Origin of the sequence: Streptomyces sp. NPDC008238, assembly GCF_042956445.1 — a bacterium.
In the GTDB taxonomy this organism is placed as follows: domain Bacteria; phylum Actinomycetota; class Actinomycetes; order Streptomycetales; family Streptomycetaceae; genus Actinacidiphila.
Genome location: NZ_JBIBGK010000015.1, coordinates 22,596 through 41,883 on the forward strand (window position 1 = coordinate 22,596; position 19,288 = coordinate 41,883).

Annotated in this window: 16 protein-coding genes; 8 read left to right on the forward strand and 8 right to left on the reverse strand. The window is 74.5% G+C overall.

The window, feature by feature from the left end; all coding sequences use genetic code 11:
- The first annotated feature begins 32 nt into the window (after positions 1–32).
- The 3 genes from ACFZAU_RS26475 to ACFZAU_RS26485 all read left to right on the forward strand — a co-directional run bounded on the left by ACFZAU_RS26475 (position 33) and on the right by ACFZAU_RS26485 (position 4,201).
- Positions 33–869: an MOSC domain-containing protein gene (locus ACFZAU_RS26475; protein WP_500554240.1), complete on the forward strand. Its 837-nt coding sequence runs from the start codon at positions 33–35 to the stop codon at positions 867–869.
- A 132-nt stretch (positions 870–1,001) separates the two neighbouring features.
- The gene (locus ACFZAU_RS26480; protein WP_500554241.1) at positions 1,002–1,610 is read left to right on the forward strand and encodes an Rv1733c family protein; all 609 of its coding nucleotides are present in this window, start codon (positions 1,002–1,004) and stop codon (positions 1,608–1,610) included.
- A gap of 167 nt (positions 1,611–1,777) precedes the next feature.
- The gene (locus tag ACFZAU_RS26485) at positions 1,778–4,201 is read left to right on the forward strand and encodes a right-handed parallel beta-helix repeat-containing protein (protein ID WP_500554242.1); all 2,424 of its coding nucleotides are present in this window, start codon (positions 1,778–1,780) and stop codon (positions 4,199–4,201) included.
- Here ACFZAU_RS26485 and ACFZAU_RS26490 read toward each other — a convergent pair.
- Positions 4,171–6,471 (reverse strand): hypothetical protein, encoded by a 2,301-nt coding sequence (locus ACFZAU_RS26490; RefSeq protein ID WP_500554243.1) that lies wholly within the window; start codon positions 6,469–6,471, stop codon positions 4,171–4,173. The genes ACFZAU_RS26485 and ACFZAU_RS26490 overlap by 31 nt on opposite strands.
- A 248-nt stretch (positions 6,472–6,719) precedes the next feature.
- Between ACFZAU_RS26490 and ACFZAU_RS26495 the strand changes: the two genes are divergently transcribed.
- Together ACFZAU_RS26495 and ACFZAU_RS26500 are read left to right on the forward strand one after the other, a co-directional pair.
- On the forward strand, positions 6,720–7,580 hold the full coding sequence (locus ACFZAU_RS26495) for a DeoR/GlpR family DNA-binding transcription regulator (RefSeq protein WP_500554244.1): 861 nt from the start codon (positions 6,720–6,722) through the stop codon (positions 7,578–7,580).
- Between the two features lie 25 nt (positions 7,581–7,605).
- On the forward strand, positions 7,606–8,082 hold the full coding sequence (locus tag ACFZAU_RS26500; RefSeq protein ID WP_500554245.1) for an SRPBCC family protein: 477 nt from the start codon (positions 7,606–7,608) through the stop codon (positions 8,080–8,082).
- Between the two features lie 16 nt (positions 8,083–8,098).
- Here ACFZAU_RS26500 and ACFZAU_RS26505 read toward each other — a convergent pair whose 3' ends face one another.
- From ACFZAU_RS26505 to ACFZAU_RS26515, 3 genes are all read right to left on the reverse strand, one after another.
- A complete protein-coding gene (locus tag ACFZAU_RS26505; RefSeq protein ID WP_500554246.1) occupies positions 8,099–9,304 on the reverse strand; it encodes a hypothetical protein in 1,206 nt (401 codons plus the stop codon).
- Between the two features lie 146 nt (positions 9,305–9,450).
- Positions 9,451–10,851: a GlnX family signal transduction membrane protein gene (locus ACFZAU_RS26510; protein ID WP_500554247.1), complete on the reverse strand. Its 1,401-nt coding sequence runs from the start codon at positions 10,849–10,851 to the stop codon at positions 9,451–9,453.
- A 93-nt stretch (positions 10,852–10,944) separates the two neighbouring features.
- Positions 10,945–12,096 carry a PLP-dependent cysteine synthase family protein gene (locus ACFZAU_RS26515; protein ID WP_500554248.1) on the reverse strand — a complete coding sequence of 384 codons (1,152 nt, stop codon included), beginning with the start codon at positions 12,094–12,096 and terminating at the stop codon, positions 10,945–10,947.
- A 104-nt stretch (positions 12,097–12,200) separates the two neighbouring features.
- Here ACFZAU_RS26515 and ACFZAU_RS26520 point away from each other — a divergent pair, with 104 nt between their 5' ends.
- Together ACFZAU_RS26520 and ACFZAU_RS26525 are read left to right on the forward strand one after the other, a co-directional pair.
- Positions 12,201–12,509, forward strand: coding sequence for a hypothetical protein (locus tag ACFZAU_RS26520; protein ID WP_499607575.1), 309 nt, complete (start codon positions 12,201–12,203; stop codon positions 12,507–12,509).
- 190 nt (positions 12,510–12,699) lie between these two features.
- Positions 12,700–13,257 carry an ATP-binding protein gene (locus tag ACFZAU_RS26525; RefSeq protein WP_500554249.1) on the forward strand — a complete coding sequence of 186 codons (558 nt, stop codon included), beginning with the start codon at positions 12,700–12,702 and terminating at the stop codon, positions 13,255–13,257.
- 64 nt (positions 13,258–13,321) lie between these two features.
- On the opposite strand, the gene ACFZAU_RS26530 is transcribed toward ACFZAU_RS26525, so the two are convergent.
- Genes ACFZAU_RS26530 through ACFZAU_RS26540 form a run of 3 tightly spaced genes read right to left on the reverse strand, consistent with a single transcriptional unit; the run spans position 13,322 to position 16,994 of the window.
- Positions 13,322–15,877: an ABC transporter permease gene (locus ACFZAU_RS26530; RefSeq protein WP_500554332.1), complete on the reverse strand. Its 2,556-nt coding sequence runs from the start codon at positions 15,875–15,877 to the stop codon at positions 13,322–13,324.
- 17 nt (positions 15,878–15,894) lie between these two features.
- A complete protein-coding gene (locus ACFZAU_RS26535; protein ID WP_500554250.1) occupies positions 15,895–16,689 on the reverse strand; it encodes an ABC transporter ATP-binding protein in 795 nt (264 codons plus the stop codon).
- Positions 16,686–16,994 carry an SHOCT domain-containing protein gene (locus ACFZAU_RS26540; protein ID WP_500554251.1) on the reverse strand — a complete coding sequence of 103 codons (309 nt, stop codon included), beginning with the start codon at positions 16,992–16,994 and terminating at the stop codon, positions 16,686–16,688. Before ACFZAU_RS26540 ends, ACFZAU_RS26535 begins: the two co-directional genes overlap by 4 nt.
- Before the next feature lie 147 nt (positions 16,995–17,141).
- On the opposite strand from ACFZAU_RS26540, the gene ACFZAU_RS26545 reads away from it, so the two are divergent.
- Positions 17,142–18,038 (forward strand): DUF2797 domain-containing protein, encoded by an 897-nt coding sequence (locus ACFZAU_RS26545; RefSeq protein WP_500554252.1) that lies wholly within the window; start codon positions 17,142–17,144, stop codon positions 18,036–18,038.
- Positions 18,039–18,060: 22 nt separating this feature from the next.
- On the opposite strand, the gene ACFZAU_RS26550 is transcribed toward ACFZAU_RS26545, so the two are convergent.
- A complete protein-coding gene (locus ACFZAU_RS26550; RefSeq protein ID WP_500554253.1) occupies positions 18,061–19,284 on the reverse strand; it encodes an ROK family protein in 1,224 nt (407 codons plus the stop codon).
- Between the last annotated feature and the right edge of the window lie 4 nt (positions 19,285–19,288).

Genomic DNA, 19,288 nt, shown 5'->3' on the forward strand with positions numbered 1-19,288 from the left:
CGGGTGACCGTGCCGCCTGGCACGATGGCGGAATGACGACTCCGACGCCGACACCTCACCTCAGTTCACTGCACGTCCACCCCGTCAAGTCGCTCGGTGGACAGCGGTTGTCCGAGGCAGTGGTGGAGCCGTGGGGGCTCGCCGGAGACCGCCGGTGGATGCTCGTGGACGCTGCGGGACGATGCGTCACGCAGCGCGAGCAACCCCGGCTGGCCCTGGCGCGCGCGGAGCCGTCCCCCGGCGGTGGGCTGCTGCTCACCGCTCCGGGGATGCCGGTGCTGGACATCGCGGTACCGGGACCGTCCACGACGGTCCCGGTGCACATATGGGGCGACAAGGTGGAGGCCGTGCCCGCGGGAGACGCGGCCGCCGCCTGGTTCGGCACGTTCCTGGGCGCGGAGGTCACCCTCGTCCACCTCGACGACCCGGCCCGTCGGCGCCCGGTCGACCCGGAGTACGCGCGCCCCGGGGAGACCGTGAGCTTCGCCGACGGCTTCCCCCTGCTCGTGACGACCGAGGCCTCGCTGGCCGCCCTCAACGCGCTGGTCGCCGCGGGCGACCACGCCGGGGAGGGGCCGCTGCCGATGGACCGTTTCCGTCCCAACGCCGTGATCGCGGGGACCGGTGCCTGGGCCGAGGACACCTGGACCCGGATCCGCATCGGGGAAGTGGAATTCCGTGTCGTGAAGCCCTGCGGGCGTTGCGTGGTGACCACCACCGACCAGCGAACCGCGGCCCGCGGCCGGGAACCGCTGCGCACCCTCGCGCGCCACCGCAGAATCGGGGGCAGACTGGTTTTCGGACAGAATCTCGTGCCCGAACGACCCGGAACACTCCGGGTGGGCGACGCGTTGACATGTATGGAGTGAACGCGTCCCAAGACCGCGGCACTGTCCGGGCCCCGGGTGGGCGCCGGCGTGAGACGGCTCTCTCCCGCCCGGTCCATGCCGCGCATGTACCGCGCCGTGTGCGGTACTTGGACGGTGAAGGGGGTGCGCCCGATGGCGGCCACGCACGTGCGGTGGTGGCGTTGGCGGAAGAACAGCCTGCGCCGCCGTTCCGACGTGTTCGAGGCATGCGCGGGGGTCGCGGCCGGCTGCGCCATCGTGCTGGGCGCGCCCGCGGCCGGGCTGACCGCCGGGCTGACCGTGGACCACTCCCTCCAGCACACCGTCAGCGTCGAGCACGCCAACCGCACCGAGGTCTCCGCCGTGGTGCTCAGGGCCGGTCCGCGTGAGGCCCCCGACCCCGACCCCGAGTCCGGCCGCGTCCACGAGGACCGCCGCGACGCCGTGGTCCGCTGGACGTCGCCGGACGGGCACGTCCACACCGCCCAGGTACGGGTGGGCGCCTCCCACGACAAGGGCGACCACATCACGATGTGGACCGACAGGTCCGGTGCCCTGCCCGTGCCGGCGCCCCTGGACTCCCGCTCCGCCACGACGCACGCGATGCTCGCCGGCATCGGCACCTTCCTCGCCGCGACCGTGCTGGGGTTGATGGGGCGCCAGGTGCTCATGTGGCACCTGATGCGACGCAGGCTCGCCGAGTGGGAGCGCGAGTGGGCGGCCGCCGGGCAGAGCTGGGGCCGGGCCGGGGCCGGCGGCTGACCACACCGGGTACGTAGGCCGGTGCCGCGGATCATCCGCAATCGGCGTCATCCGGCCGGATCCATCAGGTGATCCATCAGCATCTGGGTGCTGGCGCGCGCCCGGCGCGCGCTACCGTGGAGGCCCCCAGGTCGGCGCAGTGCAAGAGGACGGGGCAGAGCATCTCCATGGCACAGGGCGTGGTTCAGGTGACGCACACCAGCAGCTCGCGGTGGCGCCGCCGCACGGGAGAGTACGAGAGCCTCGCCGCGGCCCTGGAGGCGGCCGCCGAGGGCGACGTGCTCTCGGTCAACCCCGGGACCTACCGGGAGAACCTCGTCGTGGAGAAGGTCATAACGCTCCGCGCGGCCGAGGGCCCGGGCTCCGTGCGGATCGCCCCGCCCGCCGGTGTCGCGCTGACCGTACGGGCCGCGGCGACGGTCCAGGACCTCTCCGTCGAGGGCCAGGACACCTCCGCCGCCGCCCTCCTCGTCGAGGACGCCGCGCCCGAACTCACCGGACTGCGGGTCAGCACCCGTTCCGCGGTGGGCATAGAGGTCCGCGACGGGGCGCGGCCGACCGTGCGCCGCTGCACCGTCGACAACCCCGCGGGGCTGGGGATCAGCGTCCTGGAGGCCGCCGGCGGCCTGTTCGAGGACTGCGAGGTGGTGTCCGCGGGCCAGACCGGCATCTCGGTGCGCGGCGGCGCTTCCCCGCGGCTGGAGCGCTGCCGGGTCCACAACGCCTCCGGCGCGGGACTCGCGCTCACCGGCGAGGGCACCGTGGCCGAGGCGGTCGGCTGCGAGGTGTACGAGGTCAAGGGCACCGGCGTACAGGTCGCCTCGCGCGCCGCCGGCCACCTCACCGAGTGCCAGGTGCACCGCACCACCGGCGACGGCATCACCCTGGACACGGACGCCGTGCTCACGCTCTCCGACTGCGACATCCACAACGTCCCCGAGAACGCCGTCGACCTGCGCTCCCGTTCGGTCCTCACCCTCACCCGCACCACGGTGCGGCGCTTCGGCCGCAACGGCCTGTCGGTGTGGGACCCGGGCACCCGGGTGGACGCCAACCAGTGCGAGATCCACGACAGCCAAGGGGACTACCCGGCGGTCTGGGTCAGCGACGGCGCGGCCGCCGTCCTGGACTCCTGTCGCGTGCACGACGTGCCCGACGCCCTGTTCGTGCTCGACCGGGGCTCCCGCGCCGACGTCGTCGACTGCGACATCTCCCAGGTCCGCAACACCGCGGTCTCGGTCAGCGACGGCGCCACCGTGCAACTGGACGACTGCCGCATCCGCGAGGCCTCCACCGGCGCCTGGTTCCGCGACCACGGCAGCGGCGGCACACTGTCCGCCTGCACCATCGACGACACGGCCACGGGCGTCATCGTCACCAAGGGCGCCGACCCCACGCTGGAGCGCTGCGTCGTCACCAACCCGGCCGAGGCCGGGTTCTACGTCTCCGCGGGCGGCCGCGGCACCTTCACCGGGTGCCGGGTCACCGGCAGCCGGGGCTACGGCTTCCACATCATCGACGGCTGCCGCTCCACGCTCACCCGCTGCCGTACGGAGCGCTGCGCGCGCGGCGGTTACGAGTTCGCCGAGCCGGGACCGGTCACGGAGGACTGCACCGGGGACCAGAGCGGTGAGCGCCGTACCGTGCCGGAGTCCTCGGGCGTGCCCGCTCCGGCCGGCGAACGGCAGCCCGCCCCTGCGTCGTTCGGGCTGCTCGGCGGACTGCCCGTGGCGCCGACCGCCGCCGAGCCCGCGGCCCCGCAGGCCCCGGCCGCGGACGCCCGTCCCTCGGACGAGGTGCTGGCCGAACTCGACGCGCTGGTAGGCCTGGAGAGCGTCAAGCGCGAGGTGCGCTCGCTGATCGACCTGATCGCGGTGGGCCGCAGACGCCGCGAGGCCGGCCTCAAGGCCCCCTCCCCGCGCCGCCACCTGGTCTTCACCGGCTCCCCCGGCACGGGCAAGACGACCGTCGCCCGGCTCTACGGCGAGATCCTGGCCACCTTGGGCGTGCTGGAGCGCGGGCACCTGGTGGAGGTGGCCCGGGTCGACCTGGTGGGCGAGCACATCGGCTCGACCGCCATCCGCACCCAGGAGGCCTTCGATCGCGCCCGCGGCGGGGTGCTCTTCATCGACGAGGCGTACGCGCTCGCCCCCGAGGACTCGGGCCGGGACTTCGGGCGGGAGGCGATCGACACCCTGGTGAAGCTGATGGAGGACCACCGCGAAGCCGTCGTGGTGATCGTCGCCGGCTACACGGCGGAGATGGAGCACTTCCTGTCCGCCAACCCCGGTGTCGCCTCCCGCTTCTCGCGGACCATCACCTTCGACGACTACACCCCGGTCGAACTGCTGCGGATCGTGCGGGCCCAGGCCGAGGAGCACGAGTACCAGCTCTCCGAGGACACCGGCGAGGCGCTCTACAAGTACTTCACCGCGATCCCCAAGGGCCCGGCGTTCGGCAACGGCCGCACCGCCCGGCAGACCTTCGAGGCCATGGTCGAGCGCCACGCGGGGCGGCTCGCCCGGATCAGCGAGCCCAGCCACGAGGAACTGCAGCTGCTCTACCCGGAGGACCTTCCCCCGCTGCCCTGACCCTGCACGGGCAGCACCCCCTCCGCGTTCCCGTACAACCAGCCGAGCAGCGCGCCGCGCTCGGCCGCGAAGGCCGGGTCGGCCTGGTAGTCGAAGTGGGTGAGCAGCGGCGCGGGCAGCGGGTGTTCCGCCGTCCGTCCGTACGCCGCCGGATCGGGCAGCGGCGCCCGGTCGACCGGTGGTCCGGGCTCGTCGAGGTGGACCGGGCCGCCGATCGGATCCGTACGGCGCCACAGGTTGCGCCAGGCGTGCAGCTCGCCGTGGAGCGAGGTCAGGGCAGGGGGCCCGAAGTAGGCGGGGAACCAGCGCCCGTACAGCCGGCCCAGCGGAGAACCGTAGGTGAGCAGGGCGATCCGCGCCCGGGTCGTCGGATCCAGCTGCCACACCGCGGCCGCGGCCAGGACGCTGCCCTGTGAGTGCCCGGAGAGGATGATCCGGCCGGGGTGCGCCCGGGTCCAGGTCGTCATCCGCCAGGTCAGGTCGGGCACGGCGCGCTCGGCGTAGCAGGGCGGGGCGAAGGGGTGCGCGGCGCGCGGCCAGAAGGTGCCGACGTCCCAGAGGATGCCCACGGTGCGGCGCGCCCCCGCGTCGCGGTAGGCCCGGCGGCCGAGCGCGATCAGGGCGACCACCCCCGCGCCGACCAGCCAGGAACCGAGTCCCTGGGCGGTCTCCGCGACCGTCCGCAGCCAGCCGGGCGCGCCGGCCCCGGCCCGTCCCGGGACGGCACGGCTCAGCCAGGCCCCGGCGAGCGCCCCGGCGCCCAGCAGGAAGGCGACGGCCCCGATGACCCCGATGAACAGGGCGGCCTGGTCGGTGAGTTCGGCTCTGGCCCGGGCCATGGCGATCTGGCGGCTGCGCGCGGGCTCGTGCTCCTCCCCCGGGTAGTCCGACTCCACCTTCGGCACCAGTGCCCGGGAGCGGCGCACCAGTCTCCTGCCGCGCACGACGACCACCACGGCCAGCACCAGCAGCAGCACCGGGATCGCCGAGGCCTGCCAGGACAGCAGCACGGGCGGCCCCGCGACCGCGCTGCCGCCGCTGCCCGGTGTGGCGCCGCGGTCCAGCCAGTCCGCGACCCGCTGGGCGATGCCACCGGTCAGCACGCCGCCGAGGGAGCAGGCGAGCAGGGCCACCGCCGGTCCCCCCAGCCCGCGCAGCTCCGCGCGGCCGCCGCCGGATCGGTACATCAGATGGGCGACGGAGGCGAGCGCCACGAGCAACGCCCCCTGAGCCAGGGCGAGCCAGCCGAAGGCCTCCCCGGACGGGAGCCGTCCGACGGCGTTCCAGCCCGGACGGTGCCAGCAGGCGTAACCGGCCGCGGCGAGCAGCGCGGCAGCCGTGCCGCCGAGCATCGCCCGGGCCAGTCGTGGGTCCAGGGCCTCGTCCGGCGCGTGCTCGCTGCGCCCCATGCCGCAGGTCACGGCGACCGCCGCCACCGTCAGCCCCGCCAGGGCGCCCGTCAGCAGCCAGCCGACGGCGGCGAGTATCCGCACCCCGCCGGCGTCCATGTCCCGTTCCAGCGGGGGGACCACGAGCGCGAACGCGACCGTGAGCAGCCCGGCCGCCGTGTGCGCCGCACGGAGCCGAGCGACCAGCCGTCGCCCGTACCAGAAGCCGCGCCGGGCCAGCGGCGTGACGTCCGGTCCCTCCCGCTCCCGCGGATGCGGGCCGGGCAGCGGGCGCTGGGACTCATAGGCGTACCAGGTGCGCCGCGAGAGCCACCACAGCAGCAGGGTCAGCCCGCCGGGCAGCGCCGCCCCGGCGGCGATCCGGCGCCCCGGCTCGCCGGCGGCGAGGAAGGACAGCCAGCTCTTCCCGCCCGCGCAGGCCGCGTTGCCCGCGCACTGCCAGGCCACCAGATCCATCGCGACCTCGCAGGCCGCGGCCACCAGCAGCACCGTCAGCGACAGTGCCAGCAGCCGCACCAGCACGTCGTAGGCCCGGTCCAGGCCGGGCCCCGAGACCGGGGGCCGCATCCAGTGGGCCAGGTTGGCCACCATGAAGGGGAGCAGGAGCAGCCACAGCGCGCGACTTTCGTCCCCGGACGTCAGGTTGCACCACGAGTAGGCGTCGGGCACCGGGCCCTCGCCGTACTCCTGCGGACGGCGCTCCGCGTCGGCGTCGTCGGCACGCCGGTAGATCCCGGCGGTGTCGTCACCGCAGACTCGCGTGATGCGCGGGTCGTTGAGCATCGTCTGCGGGGTCGTCCCGCCGACGCCGTGGACCAGCAGCTCGAGCGACAGCTCCGTCCGTACCGTATCCGACCGCATCGCGATCGCCTCCCGTACTTTCCCCGTGACGCGCGTACGGCATCGCGCGTATTCAGAATCGGGCACACGTACCAGTACTGGACAGAGGTGTTCACGAATGCCACCCGAACGTGTCACGCGCGGTACGTGTGGGACCGGTCACCCCGTGCCTTCCGGCCCCCGCCCGGCGGGGGAGGTCGTGGAAGGATGGCGAGACTGCCGGTCGGGGCAGCATCGGGATCACATCAGAGGATGGGACGGGACCTCGGGTGAGCGACAACCAGAACCTGCTCGCGGAACAGCGCCGTGCGCTGATCCTGGACGAGGTCCGGCGGCGCGGCGGGGTCCGGGTCAACGAGCTGACCCGGAAGCTGAACGTCTCGGACATGACGGTCCGCCGCGACCTCGACGCGCTGGCCCGTCAGGGCGTGGTCGAGAAGGTCCACGGCGGCGCCGTGCCCGTCGCCCCGGCCAGCAGCCACGAGCCGGGCTTCGAGGCGAAGGCGGGCCTCGAGCCCGGGGCCAAGGAGGCCATCGCCCGCGCCGCCGCCCGCCTGGTCACCCCCGGCAGCGCCATCGCGCTCACCGGCGGCACGACGACGTACGCCCTCGCCCACCACCTGCTGGACGTCCCCGACCTCACCGTGGTCACCAACTCCGTGCGGGTCGCCGACGTCTTCCACTCCGCGGCCCGCGGCGCGAGCGGCCGCGAGGGCGCCGCGACCGTCGTCCTCACCGGCGGGGTGCGCACCCCCTCGGACTCCCTCGTCGGCCCCGTGGCGGACCGGGCCATCGGTTCGCTCCACTTCGACCTGCTCTTCCTCGGCGTCCACGGCATCTCGGTCGAGGCGGGCCTGTCCACCCCCAACCTCGCCGAGGCGGAGACCAACCGGCGCTTCGTGCGCTCCGCCCGCCGGGTGGTCGTCATCGCGGACCACACCAAGTGGGGCACCGTGGGCCTGAGCTCCTTCGCCACGCTGGAGGACGTGGACACCCTCGTCACGGACGCCGGCATCCCCGAGGTGCTGCGGGCGGAGATCGCCGAGCACCTGTCGGACCTGGTCGTCGCCGGTGAGCCGGGGGACACCGAGCCGGGCGACGTCCCCGGCGGGGGTCCCGCAGACAACTGACGGTCCATCAACTACCGTACGGCGCATGACGCGACCACTGCGCCCCACACGCCAGGTGGACCTGGGCTTCCTCGCCTCGGCGCCGCTCCGTCTCGTCTTCGCCGCCGATGCCTCGGCGCCGCCCGGAGCCGTCCACGCCGCCCTCGCCGAGGACACCGAGGGCTGGACGGCGTGGTTCGACGCCGTCACGGCCGCCGTGCCGACCACCGGGGGCCGGACGATCGGGCTGCGCGCGGGAGTGCGCTTCGAGGAGACCGTCCTCGCCGACGAGCCCCCGCGCCGCTTCGTCTACCGCGCGGACGCCACCAACGTCCCCGGCCTGCGTGCCCTGCTGGAGGAGTGGGCGCTCTCCCCCACGCCCGACGGCGGCACCCATGTGCGCTGGACCTTCGCCGCCGACGGGCCGCCGGCCCTGCGCACCTTCCTGCTGATGTCCCGCCCGGGCCTCGGCCTGTCCTTCCGCGCGGCGGTCCGCTCGCTGGACCGCCGGCTGGCCTCGTGAGCGGGGCCCGGACACCTCAGGTGCGGGAGACGGTGCCGCAGCCCTCGGTCTCGGTGCGCTCGGCCACCAGGTCCCGGCTGCGGTCGTAGGGGTCCACCGTGGGTCCCGACCGATCGGCGTCCTCGCGAGCCGAGGCGTCGGAGGCGAACTGCGGGTGGAGCCAGCCGTCGTGGACGAAGCAGGCGGAGTTGGCGACGTCGTCGTCGTACAACGTGATCGCGAACTTGCCGGGGGTCACCCGGTAGCGGGACGGATCCGGGAACTCCAGGTCCAGGACGCGGCGGACGATCGTCCGGGCGACCTCGTCGGAGCCGGACCCCACCTTTACCAGGGGGTACACGAAGGTGTAGTCGGCATGGACGACGACGGCGTGCTCCTTGCCCTTGCCGAAGGTCATCCGTCCGCGGGTCTTGACCACGTCGCCGGCCAGGGCGAGTTCCGCGGGCTTGAAGCGCACCGCGAGGCGGAGCGGGTCGTTCTTCTCGGTCGGCTTGCGGAAGGCCGTCTCGAACCGGGCGCGCAGTTCGCGCTGGCTCGGGTCGAGCATCCCCAGGGCGGCGTCCGGCCGTTCGCCCCGCAGCGTGGCGGGGTCGAGGTTGGTGTCGACCAGGAACGCCTTGACGTTCTTCAGGGCCGCCGCCACCTGCGCGGACGTCATCCAGCCGGCAGCCCGCGCCTTCGGCGGGACGATCCCCTCCGCGCCGTCGGCGTACCGCTCCGCCGGGGAACCCGCGAAGGGCTCGTCCGATGTGGGCATACCGGGGAACGCCTGCTGCGAGGGGGCGCCCGTCGGCCGAGCGGTCTCCACGGGGAGCGGCGAGCGTTCCGCCCCGCCACCACCGCCGCTGTCGCCGCCGCGCATCGCGTCCAGTGCCCAGCCCGGGTTCAGGGCGAACAGCAGCACGCCGACCGCGGCGAGGACGCCGACCAGCCCGAGCCACCGGCGGCGCCGGGGGCGGCGTTCCTCGACCTGGTAGACGGCGGGGCCGGTGCGCCAGCCCTCGGGTTGCGCGGGCGGCGGGGTCCCACGCCACCTGCGCTTGGTGCGGCGCGCCGCCTCCTCGTCCTGCTGCCGCAGCCGCTCGGTGACCATGCGGGCCCGTGCGGAGGGTTCCTTGGGCGCCGACGAGCGGATGTCCGCCTCGGTGTCCTGTACGAACCGGTCCCAGACGTCGTCGGGAACGGAGGGGACGTCGTCGGGGGACGGCGGGGTCGTGGTCACCGGAGGCTCTTTCACAAGATCGGGCAGACAGGCCTTTCTATAACCGAACACAGGTTCCCCACAAGCCCGGGCGCCCCCGCCGGTCCCGTCGGCCCGGTTGCCCCCGTCGCCTCCCGTCGGTCCCCGTCGCCCCCGCTGTCGCCGGCTCAGCGGTACTCCGCGAGGCGCGGCCGCACGCCCACCACCACGAGGACCGCGGCGATGCCCAGGACACCGGCGGGAACGGCGGGCCAGCCGTCGAGCCCGGCGTGCGCGGCGTCCGTGCGCGCGACGAAGTCGGCCTGCTGGTGCTGGGCGAGGGCGTCCAGGGTGGTCGCGAAGTCCCAGAAGTCGAAGCCCACCTCCCCGCGGCCGACGTCCGTGAGCACCACGGCCGCCTCGTCGATCCGCTTGCCGGCCATCAGCCCGACGAGCCGGCGGTCGTCGGCGCGGAAGTGCCCGTAGCGTTCGTTGACGTCGGCGTACGCCGGGCGCTCGTCCGCCGAGGCCCACCCGCCGGGGGCGAGCAGACCGTCCAGCCGCCGGTTGAGGGAGTCGAGTTCGGCGCGCTGCTGCGGCTCGGCGCCGTTGACGAGCCAGCGGCTCTGGGTGGCGGCGGCCTCCGCGGCGACGGCGCGCGCCTCCGCCAGACGCGACCAGGGGCGCAGTCCGTCCCGGGTCCCGGCGTCGAGGTCGGCGGCGGCGCCGGTGAAGGCGAACACCCCGGCCAGGGTGACGCCGAGCGCGGCCGCGGTGGCGGCGGCCAGTGCCGGGTTGATCAGACGGCGGTAACGGCGCGTCAGGTCGCGCTGCCACCACAGGAGTACGGCGACGGCGATCAGGCCGAGTGCGCCGACGGCCACGGCCGAGCCCATGGCGGCGTCCTGCGCGGTGCGCGAGGCCGCGGTGGCCTGCGCGTCGTAGGCGTTCGCCAGGGTCGCGACCTTGGGCAGCAGATGGCTGTGCATGATGTCGCCCGCCTCCGCGGAGAAGGCGACGGCGACCGCCGGCGGGTGGCCCGCGGCCCGCTCGTGGTGCTGTTCGTCGACGTAGGCGGCGCGGCCGCCGGCGTCGTCGTAGCGCCCGAGGAGGTCGAGGATGCCGCGCACCTGCGCGGCGTGGGCCTCGTCGCCGCCGAGCCGGCGGAGGAGGTCGCTGGCCTGGGCGCGGCGCTGTTGCGCGGTGATGAGCGCGAGCAGCCGGTTGCCGACCGACACCTCGGGGTCGTCGGCCGCGTGGCCGGGCACCAGCTGGTTGGCGCGCTGGGCGTCCAGGTCGGCGAGGGCGAAGCGGAGTTCGGCGGCGACGGCGGCGCGGTGTGCGGACGTGTCGCGCAACTGCTCGGCGTCCGACCGCACGGTGACGGCCCCGACGACCGCGGCGAGGCACAGGGCGAGGACGGCGACGAGTGCGGCGGTCGCCTGGACGACCAGCCGCGCCGGGGGCGGCATGCGCCGGCGCCGTGCCCGGACGGGCGGCACCGGCACCCGGGGCGCGGGCGGCGCGGACGCACCGGGCGCGGGGGGCGGCGGCGCGACGGCCGGAGACGCCACTTGAGAGATCGTCATATCGGGACGCTAAGAGCGCCCGGAGAAGGGAAGGCGGTGCTCCGGCGGACTCCGGGTGACCACGACGTAACAGAACGGAACGGACGGACCGGGTCAGTCCGGCCAGTTCCCCGCGGCCAGGAAGGCGTCGATGGTGGCGGCGTACGGCCGGATGTCCAGGCCCTGTTCGGCGAGCCAGGCATCCGCATAGTACTTGTCCAGGTAGCGGTCGCCGGGGTCGCACAGCAAGGTGACGACACTGCCCGTGCGGGCCGCCGCGACCATCTCCGCGACGAGCTTGAAGGCGCTCCACAGACCGGTGCCCGTCGACCCCCCGGCCTTGCGCCCGATGGCCGCCTCCAGGGCGCGTACCGCCGCCACCGACGCCGCGTCCGGCACCTTCATCATCCGGTCGACCGCACCGGGCACGAAACTCGGCTCCACCCTGGGGCGGCCGATGCCCTCGATCCGCGAACCCCGTTCGCAGCACACGGAGTCGTCGCCGCTCACCCAGCCGTCGAAGAACACCGAGTTCTCCGGGTCCGCGACGCACACCAAGGTGTCGTACTGCATGTAGTGGACGTAGCGCGCGATGGTCGCCGAGGTGCCGCCGGTGCCGGCGGTCGCCACGATCCATGCCGGGCAGGGGTTCCGCTCCAGGCGCAGCTGCTGGTAGATCGACTCGGCGATGTTGTTGTTGCCGCGCCAGTCGGTGGCGCGTTCGGCGTAGGTGAACTGGTCCATGTAGTGGCCGCCGCTCTCCTCCGCGAGGCGGGCGGAGACCTCGTAGACCGTCCGCGGGTCGTCCACCAGGTGGCAGCGGCCGCCGTGGAACTCGATCAGCCGCTGCTTCTCCCAGCTCGTGGTGCGCGGGATGACGGCGATGAACGGCACGCCGATCAGGGCCGCGAAGTACGCCTCGGACACCGCGGTCGATCCGCTGGAGGCCTCGATGACGGGTTTCCCGGGCCGGATCCAGCCGTTGCACAGCCCGTAGAGGAAGAGCGAGCGGGCGAGGCGGTGCTTGAGGCTGCCGGTGGGGTGGGTCGACTCGTCCTTGAGGTAGAGGTCGATGCCCCAGGCGTCGGGGAGCGGGAAGCGCAACAGGTGCGTGTCGGCGGAGCGGTTGGCGTCCGCCTGGACCTTCCGTACGGCCTCTTTGAGCCATCCTCGGTAGTGCGGGTCGGTCCGGTCCAGATCGATGGTGGGCAGGGTCTGCGCCGCCCTTGTGCGGTCTTCGCGGTCGCCCTTCTCGTTGCTGCTCACCCGCGCCGCCCTTCGTTCGCCGCCTGTGTCCCGATCTTAGGCGGGCGCTGGTGCGGCGCCCCCCGGAGCGGGCAGACTGCGACCGGACGAAGGAGGGATGCGCCGTGGCCGAAGCGGAGTTCACCGCCACAGGGGTGCGGATCGGACGGCGGCTGCGGTCGCTGACCCGGGGAGGGCAGGTCGTGATCCAGGACGGCCGCCTGGTGCTGCTCACCAGCCGCGGCCGGGAGATCGACAGCGCTCCGGTGGAGGACGTCCACGCCCTGACCCCGCGGTTCGCGGTACGGCGCCGCACCCTTGCCCGCCTCAACGGCACCGGCTACCTGCTGACCTTGCGCACGCAGGGCGCGGCCTCGGCGGGCCGCTTCCTGGACGCCCTGCGGACCGCCCGCGAGCGGGTCAAGCGGCACTGACGCGAACGGAACGGCACTCTCCGCGTTCACGGAGTTGCGGTAAGCATCCATCGGGGTGATCCTTGAGTGGCGTCACGGAGTCACTGCAGCAGTCACTCACAGCAATCCCGCAAAGGTGTTCCCATTCCATGCGGGCGGGGCATGCCCCGGTCACAGGGGCGCGCCCTCCACCGCGGAGGGAGTCGCAGCCGTGATCAGCTCAGAAGGCAGTAAGCGGCAGTGTGCTCTGGAACTTGAGGCACTGCCGTCCCGGATCCAGCAGGTACGCCGTATCCTCGCCGCTCAGCTGCGGTACTGGCGGCTGGACCCGCTGATCGACCCCACTCTGCTGGGCATCACCGAACTGCTCGGCAACGTCCACCGGCACGCCCGGCCGGACAAGCGCTGTTCCGTCGAGCTGAGCTTCGCCTCGGGCTGGCTCACCGTCGCCGTCTCGGACAACGACCCGCGCCTGCCGCGGGTCCGCGAGTTCGAGCCCCTGGCCACCTGCGGCCGCGGCCTCGCCATGGTCGTGTCGATGAGCGACAGCTGGGGCACCGAGACCCTCAACGACGGCGGCAAGGTCGTGTGGTTCACGCTCCGGGCCGAGGCGACGGTCTCGCCCAGCACGATGAGCGAACAGGTGTCGGCGGCCGTCGTCCGCAAGGTCGCCCCGCGGACGCTGCCGGTCCTTCCCGAGACGCCGGAGGCGTGGCCCCCGGTGCTCGATCGTCTGGTCCCGGCCGCGGCCGAACCGGTTCTGGTCTGACGCGCGGCCGCCGCACCCCGGTGGGGCACGGCGGCCGTGGCCCTCCGGGCCGTCGTCGGCGGAGTCATTCCGCGGCGATGGCCCTCAGTACGTCCAGGCGTGCCGCGCGCCGGGCCGGGCGCCATCCGGCCAGGACCCCGGCGACCAGCCCGACCAGCAGGACGACCGCGAGCCGGCCGGGCGGCAGCGCGAAGGCGCTCGTGCCCGCGGCGTCCGACGCCTTGACCAGTGCCCAGCCGAGGAAGGCCCCGAGCCCCAGGCCGTCGGCCGTGCCGAAGGCGGCGACCAGGACGGACTCCCAGCGCACCATGGCCCGCAGCTGCGCCCTGGTCTGCCCGACCGCCCGCAACAGCCCCAGTTCGCGGGTGCGTTCGTGCACCGCGAGGGTGAGCGTGTTGGCGATGCCCAGCAGGGCGATGAGGACGGCCAGCGCGAGCAGCGCGTAGATGAGCGTCAGCATGATGTCCACGCCCGAGGCGGCGGACTCCGCGTACTCCTCGCGGGTCTGCACCTCGGGATTGCCGTACCTGCGGGCGACCTCCCGGACGGCCGCCCGCCCGTCGTCGGGTGCGACGCCCTCCTGGTAGGCGACGGCGACGAGGGCGTCGGAGTCCTGACCCCTGTGCGGTGCCCAGGCGGTGCGGGTGATCACGTAGTCGCCCGCCAGACCGGCTTCCCGGTAGACGGCGCGCACGGTGAACGGCTCCTGGGTGCCGTCGGCGAAGCCCAGCACCATGGTGCTACCCGGCTTCCAGTGGTGCTTGTCCGCTTCCTTGCCGGACACGGCGATGCCGTCCTTGCCGAGGTCGCCCAGCGACCCGTCGACGGCTCCGAGGTCCAGCACACGGGTGAGGGCGACCGGGTCGGTGACCGTCAGCTGCCGTCCGCCGCCGTCGACTTCGGCGACGCCCTTGCCGAGCCCGACCGCGGTCGCCACCTGCGGCAGCCTGGCGACCGCGGGCGCGAGCTCCGGGCTGAGTCCGCCTGCGCCCGCGCCGAACCCGGAGGCGGTCACCGCCACGTCGCCGGCGAAGGAGCGGTCCACGGTCCGGTCCATGGTCGCCTTCAGGGAGGCGCCGAACACCGTGAACAACGACACGACCGCGACGCCGATCATCAGCGCGGTGGCGGTGGCCGCCGTGCGCTTCGGACCGCGCAGCGCGTTGCGCCGGGCCAACGCCCCGGTGACCCCGCGCAGCCGTACGAGCGGCGCACCGAGGACGCGTACCGCGTACGAGGAGGCGACGGGCCCCAGGACGACGAACGCGACGACGACCAGAGCGGCGCCCACGGAGGTGAGCCACACCCGGGGCGTGCCCGTCGCGCCCGTCACGGTCGCCGCGACTCCGGCCACCGCGGACGCGGCCCCCAGCAGCGCCCTTCCGCGCGAGGCGGCGGAGTGGTCGGCCGCCGTCTCGCGCAGCGCGGCCAGCGGCGCCGTCCTGCCGGCCCGGAAGGCGGGCAGCACGGCCGAACCGGTGCAGACCAGCAGGCCGACGCCGAGCGGTACGGCCATCGCGGTGGCGCCGACGACCAGCCCGCCGTCCGGGAAGGGGAATCCGACGGCGGGGAAGAGCGCCTGGAGCCCTGCGGCGACGCCGATCCCGCCGAGGAGCCCGGCGGCCGAGGCGGCCAGTCCCACGGCCACCGCTTCGGCGAGGCTCGTGCCCAGCACCTGGCGCCGGGACGCGCCGAGCGCCCTCAACAGGGCGTTCTCCCGGGTGCGCTGGGCGACGACGATGGCGAAGGTGTTGTGGATGCCGAACGTCGCCACGAGCAGGGCGATCCCGGCGAACACCGTGAGCAGGGTCGTGAACAGCGACAGGAACCGTCCGGAGACCTGGTCGAGGTTCTCCTCCGTGGCCTGCTGTCCGGTGATCGCCTCGACGCCGCGGGGCAGCACGCCCGCGACGCGCGTGGCGAGTTCCTCCTGGCCGACGCCCGCGGCCGCGCGCACCTTGATCGTCGACGCCTGGCCGGGCCTCGGCATCAGGTGACGCTCGGCGTCGGCGCGGGTGAGGCCGGTGTAGGTGGACTGGCCCATGCCGTCCTGACCGCCGAAGGTGACCAGTCCGACGATCCTCACGCGGAACGGGTCGGGCGTGCGCAGCACCGTGGTGTCGCCGACGCGCAGCCCGCCCTTCTCGGCCGCGGCGCGGTTGACCACGGCCTCGCCGGATGCCCTGGGCGCGCGGCCCTCGGCGAGGGCGTACGGGTTGAGCCCGGCGTCGTCGATCCAGTTCCCGGCGAGGGTGGGCGGGCCCTGGCCGCCGACGGGCTCGCCGTCGCGGCCGACGAGCAGGCCGCCGCCCTCGATGCCGGGCGCGACGGCCGCCACCCCGGGCACGGAGCGCAGCCGCGCCACGAGCGCGGTGTCCACGGGCTCACGGGTGCCCTGCCCCTCCCCGGCGACCGTGACGACGTCGGCGCTGCGGACGACGACGGCGGTGCCACCGTTGGCGCTCGCGAAGAGAACGTCGAAGCCGGCACGAAGGGTGTCGCCCATCACCATGGTGCCGGTCAGGAAGGCGACCCCCAGGAAGACCGCGAGGAAGGTGCCGGCGAACCGGCGCTTGTGGGCCCTCAGGGACGACAGGCTCAGCCGCAGGGAGGCGCGGATGGGGCCGGTCGACGAGCTCACGACGTCACCCGCTGCAGTGGTGCGGCCTCGCGGCTGGCGGCGCGGCTGGCGTCGCGTTCGGTGTCGCGCGCGGTGTCGAAGGCCTTCATGCGGTCGAGGACCTCCTCCGCGCTCGGGTCGGTCATCGTGTCCACCAGGCGCCCGTCGGCGAGGAAGACGACCTCGTCGGCGTGCGCGGCGGCGACCGGGTCGTGGGTGACCATGACGACCGTGCGGCCCATGTCGTGGACGGCCCGTCCCAGCAGGCGCAGCACCTCCTCGCCGGACCGCGAGTCGAGGTTGCCGGTGGGCTCGTCGGCGAAGACGACCTCGGGCCTCCCGGCCAGTGCCCGGGCGACGGCCACGCGCTGCTGCTGTCCCCCGGAGAGTTCGGCCGGGCGGTGCCGCAGCCGGTCGCGAAGGCCCACGACGTCGATGAGGGCGTCCACCCACTCCTGGTCCGTGGCGGCACCGGCCAGGTCCAGGGGCAGCGTGATGTTCTCCGCCACGGTCAGGGTCGGCAGCAGGTTGAAGGACTGGAAGACGAAGCCGACCCGCTCCCGGCGCAGCAGGGTCAACTGCCGGTCGCCGAGCGCCCCCAGTTCGGTGCCGCCGATCCACGCGGTCCCCGAGGTGAGGGTGTCCAGCCCGGCGGCGCAGTGCATGAGGGTCGACTTGCCGGATCCGGAAGGGCCCATGATCGCGGTGAAGCGTCCGGCGGGGAATGCCACCGTGACCCCGTCCAGGGCGTGCACCCGGGCGTCGCCCGTCCCGTAGGTCTTGACGGCGTCGACGACGCGGGCGGCGGTCATCGCTCGCCGCCCTTGGAGAAGGGGCCGAACTGCTCGTCCAGGACGGACAGCCGGCGCCAGTACTCGTCCTCGTCGATCTCGCCCGCGGCGAAGCGGCGGCCCAGCACGGCGATCGGCGAGTGTTCGCCGATCGCGGCCCGGGCGTGCCAGGGGCCGCGGCCCAGGCCCCGGCGCCACGCGGTACGGCGCAGCACGAATGCGACGCCCGCGATGGCGGCGGCCCAGATCAGCGGGAAGAACAGGATCCAGGGACCCGGTCCCCCGTCCCAGTGGTCGGCGAGCGGGGTCAGTGCGGTGGCGTCCATGGCGATGCGTCTCCTTGGTGGGGCCGTGTTTCCCGACACCACGAGACTCGTCCGTGCGGGGCCGCCGGTCGTCGTACGGCCAGCGGCACCGCGGGTACCACCCGGGGAGTACGGCCGCTGTCGGTGGCTGCGCCTAGCATGCGGATCATGTGGCGATGCACGGGTCTGCGATGGGTGTCCGGGGGCCCGGTGTGGACGTGGTGGCACCCGCGCCACGGTGACCGGCGCAGTCCCGTGCGCCTCGGCGACCCGCTGACGCTCGCCGTGGAACCGGGCGCGGTGCGTCGCTGCACGGGCGTGTGGCGTTCGGGCCGCTGGACCCCGTGCCCGCGCGCCGCGGAACTTCCCGAGCGGGCCCGCCGTGACCAGTGCGAGCAGTGCGCGGCCCTGGACCGCTCCCGTTCCGTGGCCGCGGACACCCGGCTGGACGACCCGCGGCCCTTTTCGGTGTACCTGGCCTGGTTCGGCCCCGGCCTGGGCAAGGTCGGCATCACGGCGGCCGAGCGGGGCAGTGCGCGGCTGCTCGAACAGGCCGCGGTCTGCTTCACGTTCCTCGGCCGGGGCCCGCTGATGGCCGCACGCCGCGCCGAGTCGGTCCTCGGGACGGCGCTGGGCATCCCGGACCGGGTGTCGACGTCGGCCAAGCGTGCCGCCCGCGCCGCGCTGCCGCCCGCGGACGCGCGGGAGGCGGAGCTGCGGGCGCTCCACGAGGCGGCGGCCGCGGTCCCCGACTGGCGGGACACTCTCACGCCCACCGGCTTCCGGCCCGTGGACCACGCGGTGGTGTTCGGCCTGGAGCCGCGCGCACCTCAGGCCACCGCCGCGGTGACCGGGCTCGCGGCGGGTACCGCGCTGCGCGGCACCGTCGTGGCGGTGGCCGGAGGTGACCTCTACCTCCGTACCGCCGGGCCGTCCGGCGGTGTCCTGCTGCTCGACACGCACCTGGTGCCGGGATGGCCACTGACCGCCTCGTCGGAGGGGCTGCCGGAGCCGCCCGTCAAGGCGCTGCCGCCGCCCGCCGACCCCCCGGAGCCACTGTTCTGACGCCCCGTGGGGGCCGGGGGTTCTAGGCGCCGAGCGCCGTGAGCGGGTCGTCCAGCACGGGCTGCCAGGCCAGTTCGGCGGCCCCGACGAGGCTGTTGTGGTCCAGCGCGCAGGCGAGCAGCGGGACCCCGCCGCTGCGTCCCCACAGGCTGCGTTCGGCGACGACGGCGCGCAGCCGCTCCGGGTCCGCGTCGAGCAGCCAGCGGTGCAGGCCGCCGAGCAGGATCCGGTCCGGGTTGAGGACGTTGACCAGTCCGGCGAGTCCCTGCCCGAGGTGGTCGATGAGGCGGTCGGCGGCGCTGCGCACCGCGGGGTCGTCGTACTCCTCGCGCAGTAGGGCACGGCACTGGTCGGGCAGCGAGCCCTCGGGCCCGGGGATGCGGCCGGCGGCCTCCAGGAAGGCGAGGGGGTCGACCTCGACGTCCAGGCAGCCGCGGCTGCCGCAATGGCAGGGCCGGCCCTCGGGGTTGACGGTGAGGTGACCGACCTCCAGGGCGAGTCCGGCGCTGCCGGTGTGCAGCTTGCCGTGCAGGACGAGGGCACCGCCCACGCCGCGGTGCCCGGTGGCGACGACCAGCAGGTGTTCGGCGCCCTGCCCGGCGCCGTGCCGGTGCTCGGCGAGCGCGGCGACGTTGACGTCGTTGCCGACGAAGCACGGCGGCGGCGCCCCGTTGGGGGCGATGATGCCGGAACGCTCGATCTGCTCGCGGAAGATGTCCAGCACCGGTGCGCCCGCGGCCCACGCCAGGTGCAGGGGGTTGAGCGCGGCGCCTTCGGGTTCGGCCACGGCGGACGGCACGGCGAGGCCCGCGCCCGCGCACTCCCGGCCGGAGGCGCGCAGCAACTCCGCGCCCGCCTCGACGACGGCGCCGAGGACCCGGGCGGGGTCCGCGGGCACGGTCATGGCGACCGGCTTGGACGCGAGGATGCGGCCGCCGAGTCCGACCAGCGCGGCGCGGAACCCGTCGGCGTGGATCTGCGCGGCGAGGACGACCGGCCCCTCGGGATTGACGGCGAGCCGGTGCGAGGGCCGGCCCTGTGCTCCGGCGGGCCCGCCCGGCCGGGTGTCGACGCGGATCAGGCGCAGTGCCTCCAACTCGGCGGCGACGGCCCCCGCGGTCGCCCGGGTCACGCCGAGTTCGACGGTGAGCACGGCGCGGGTGGGCGCACGCCCGGTGTGCACGAGCGCGAGCGCGGGACCGAGCGCACCGCGGCCCCGCTCCAACCTTGTCCGAGTCTGGGTCACAGTC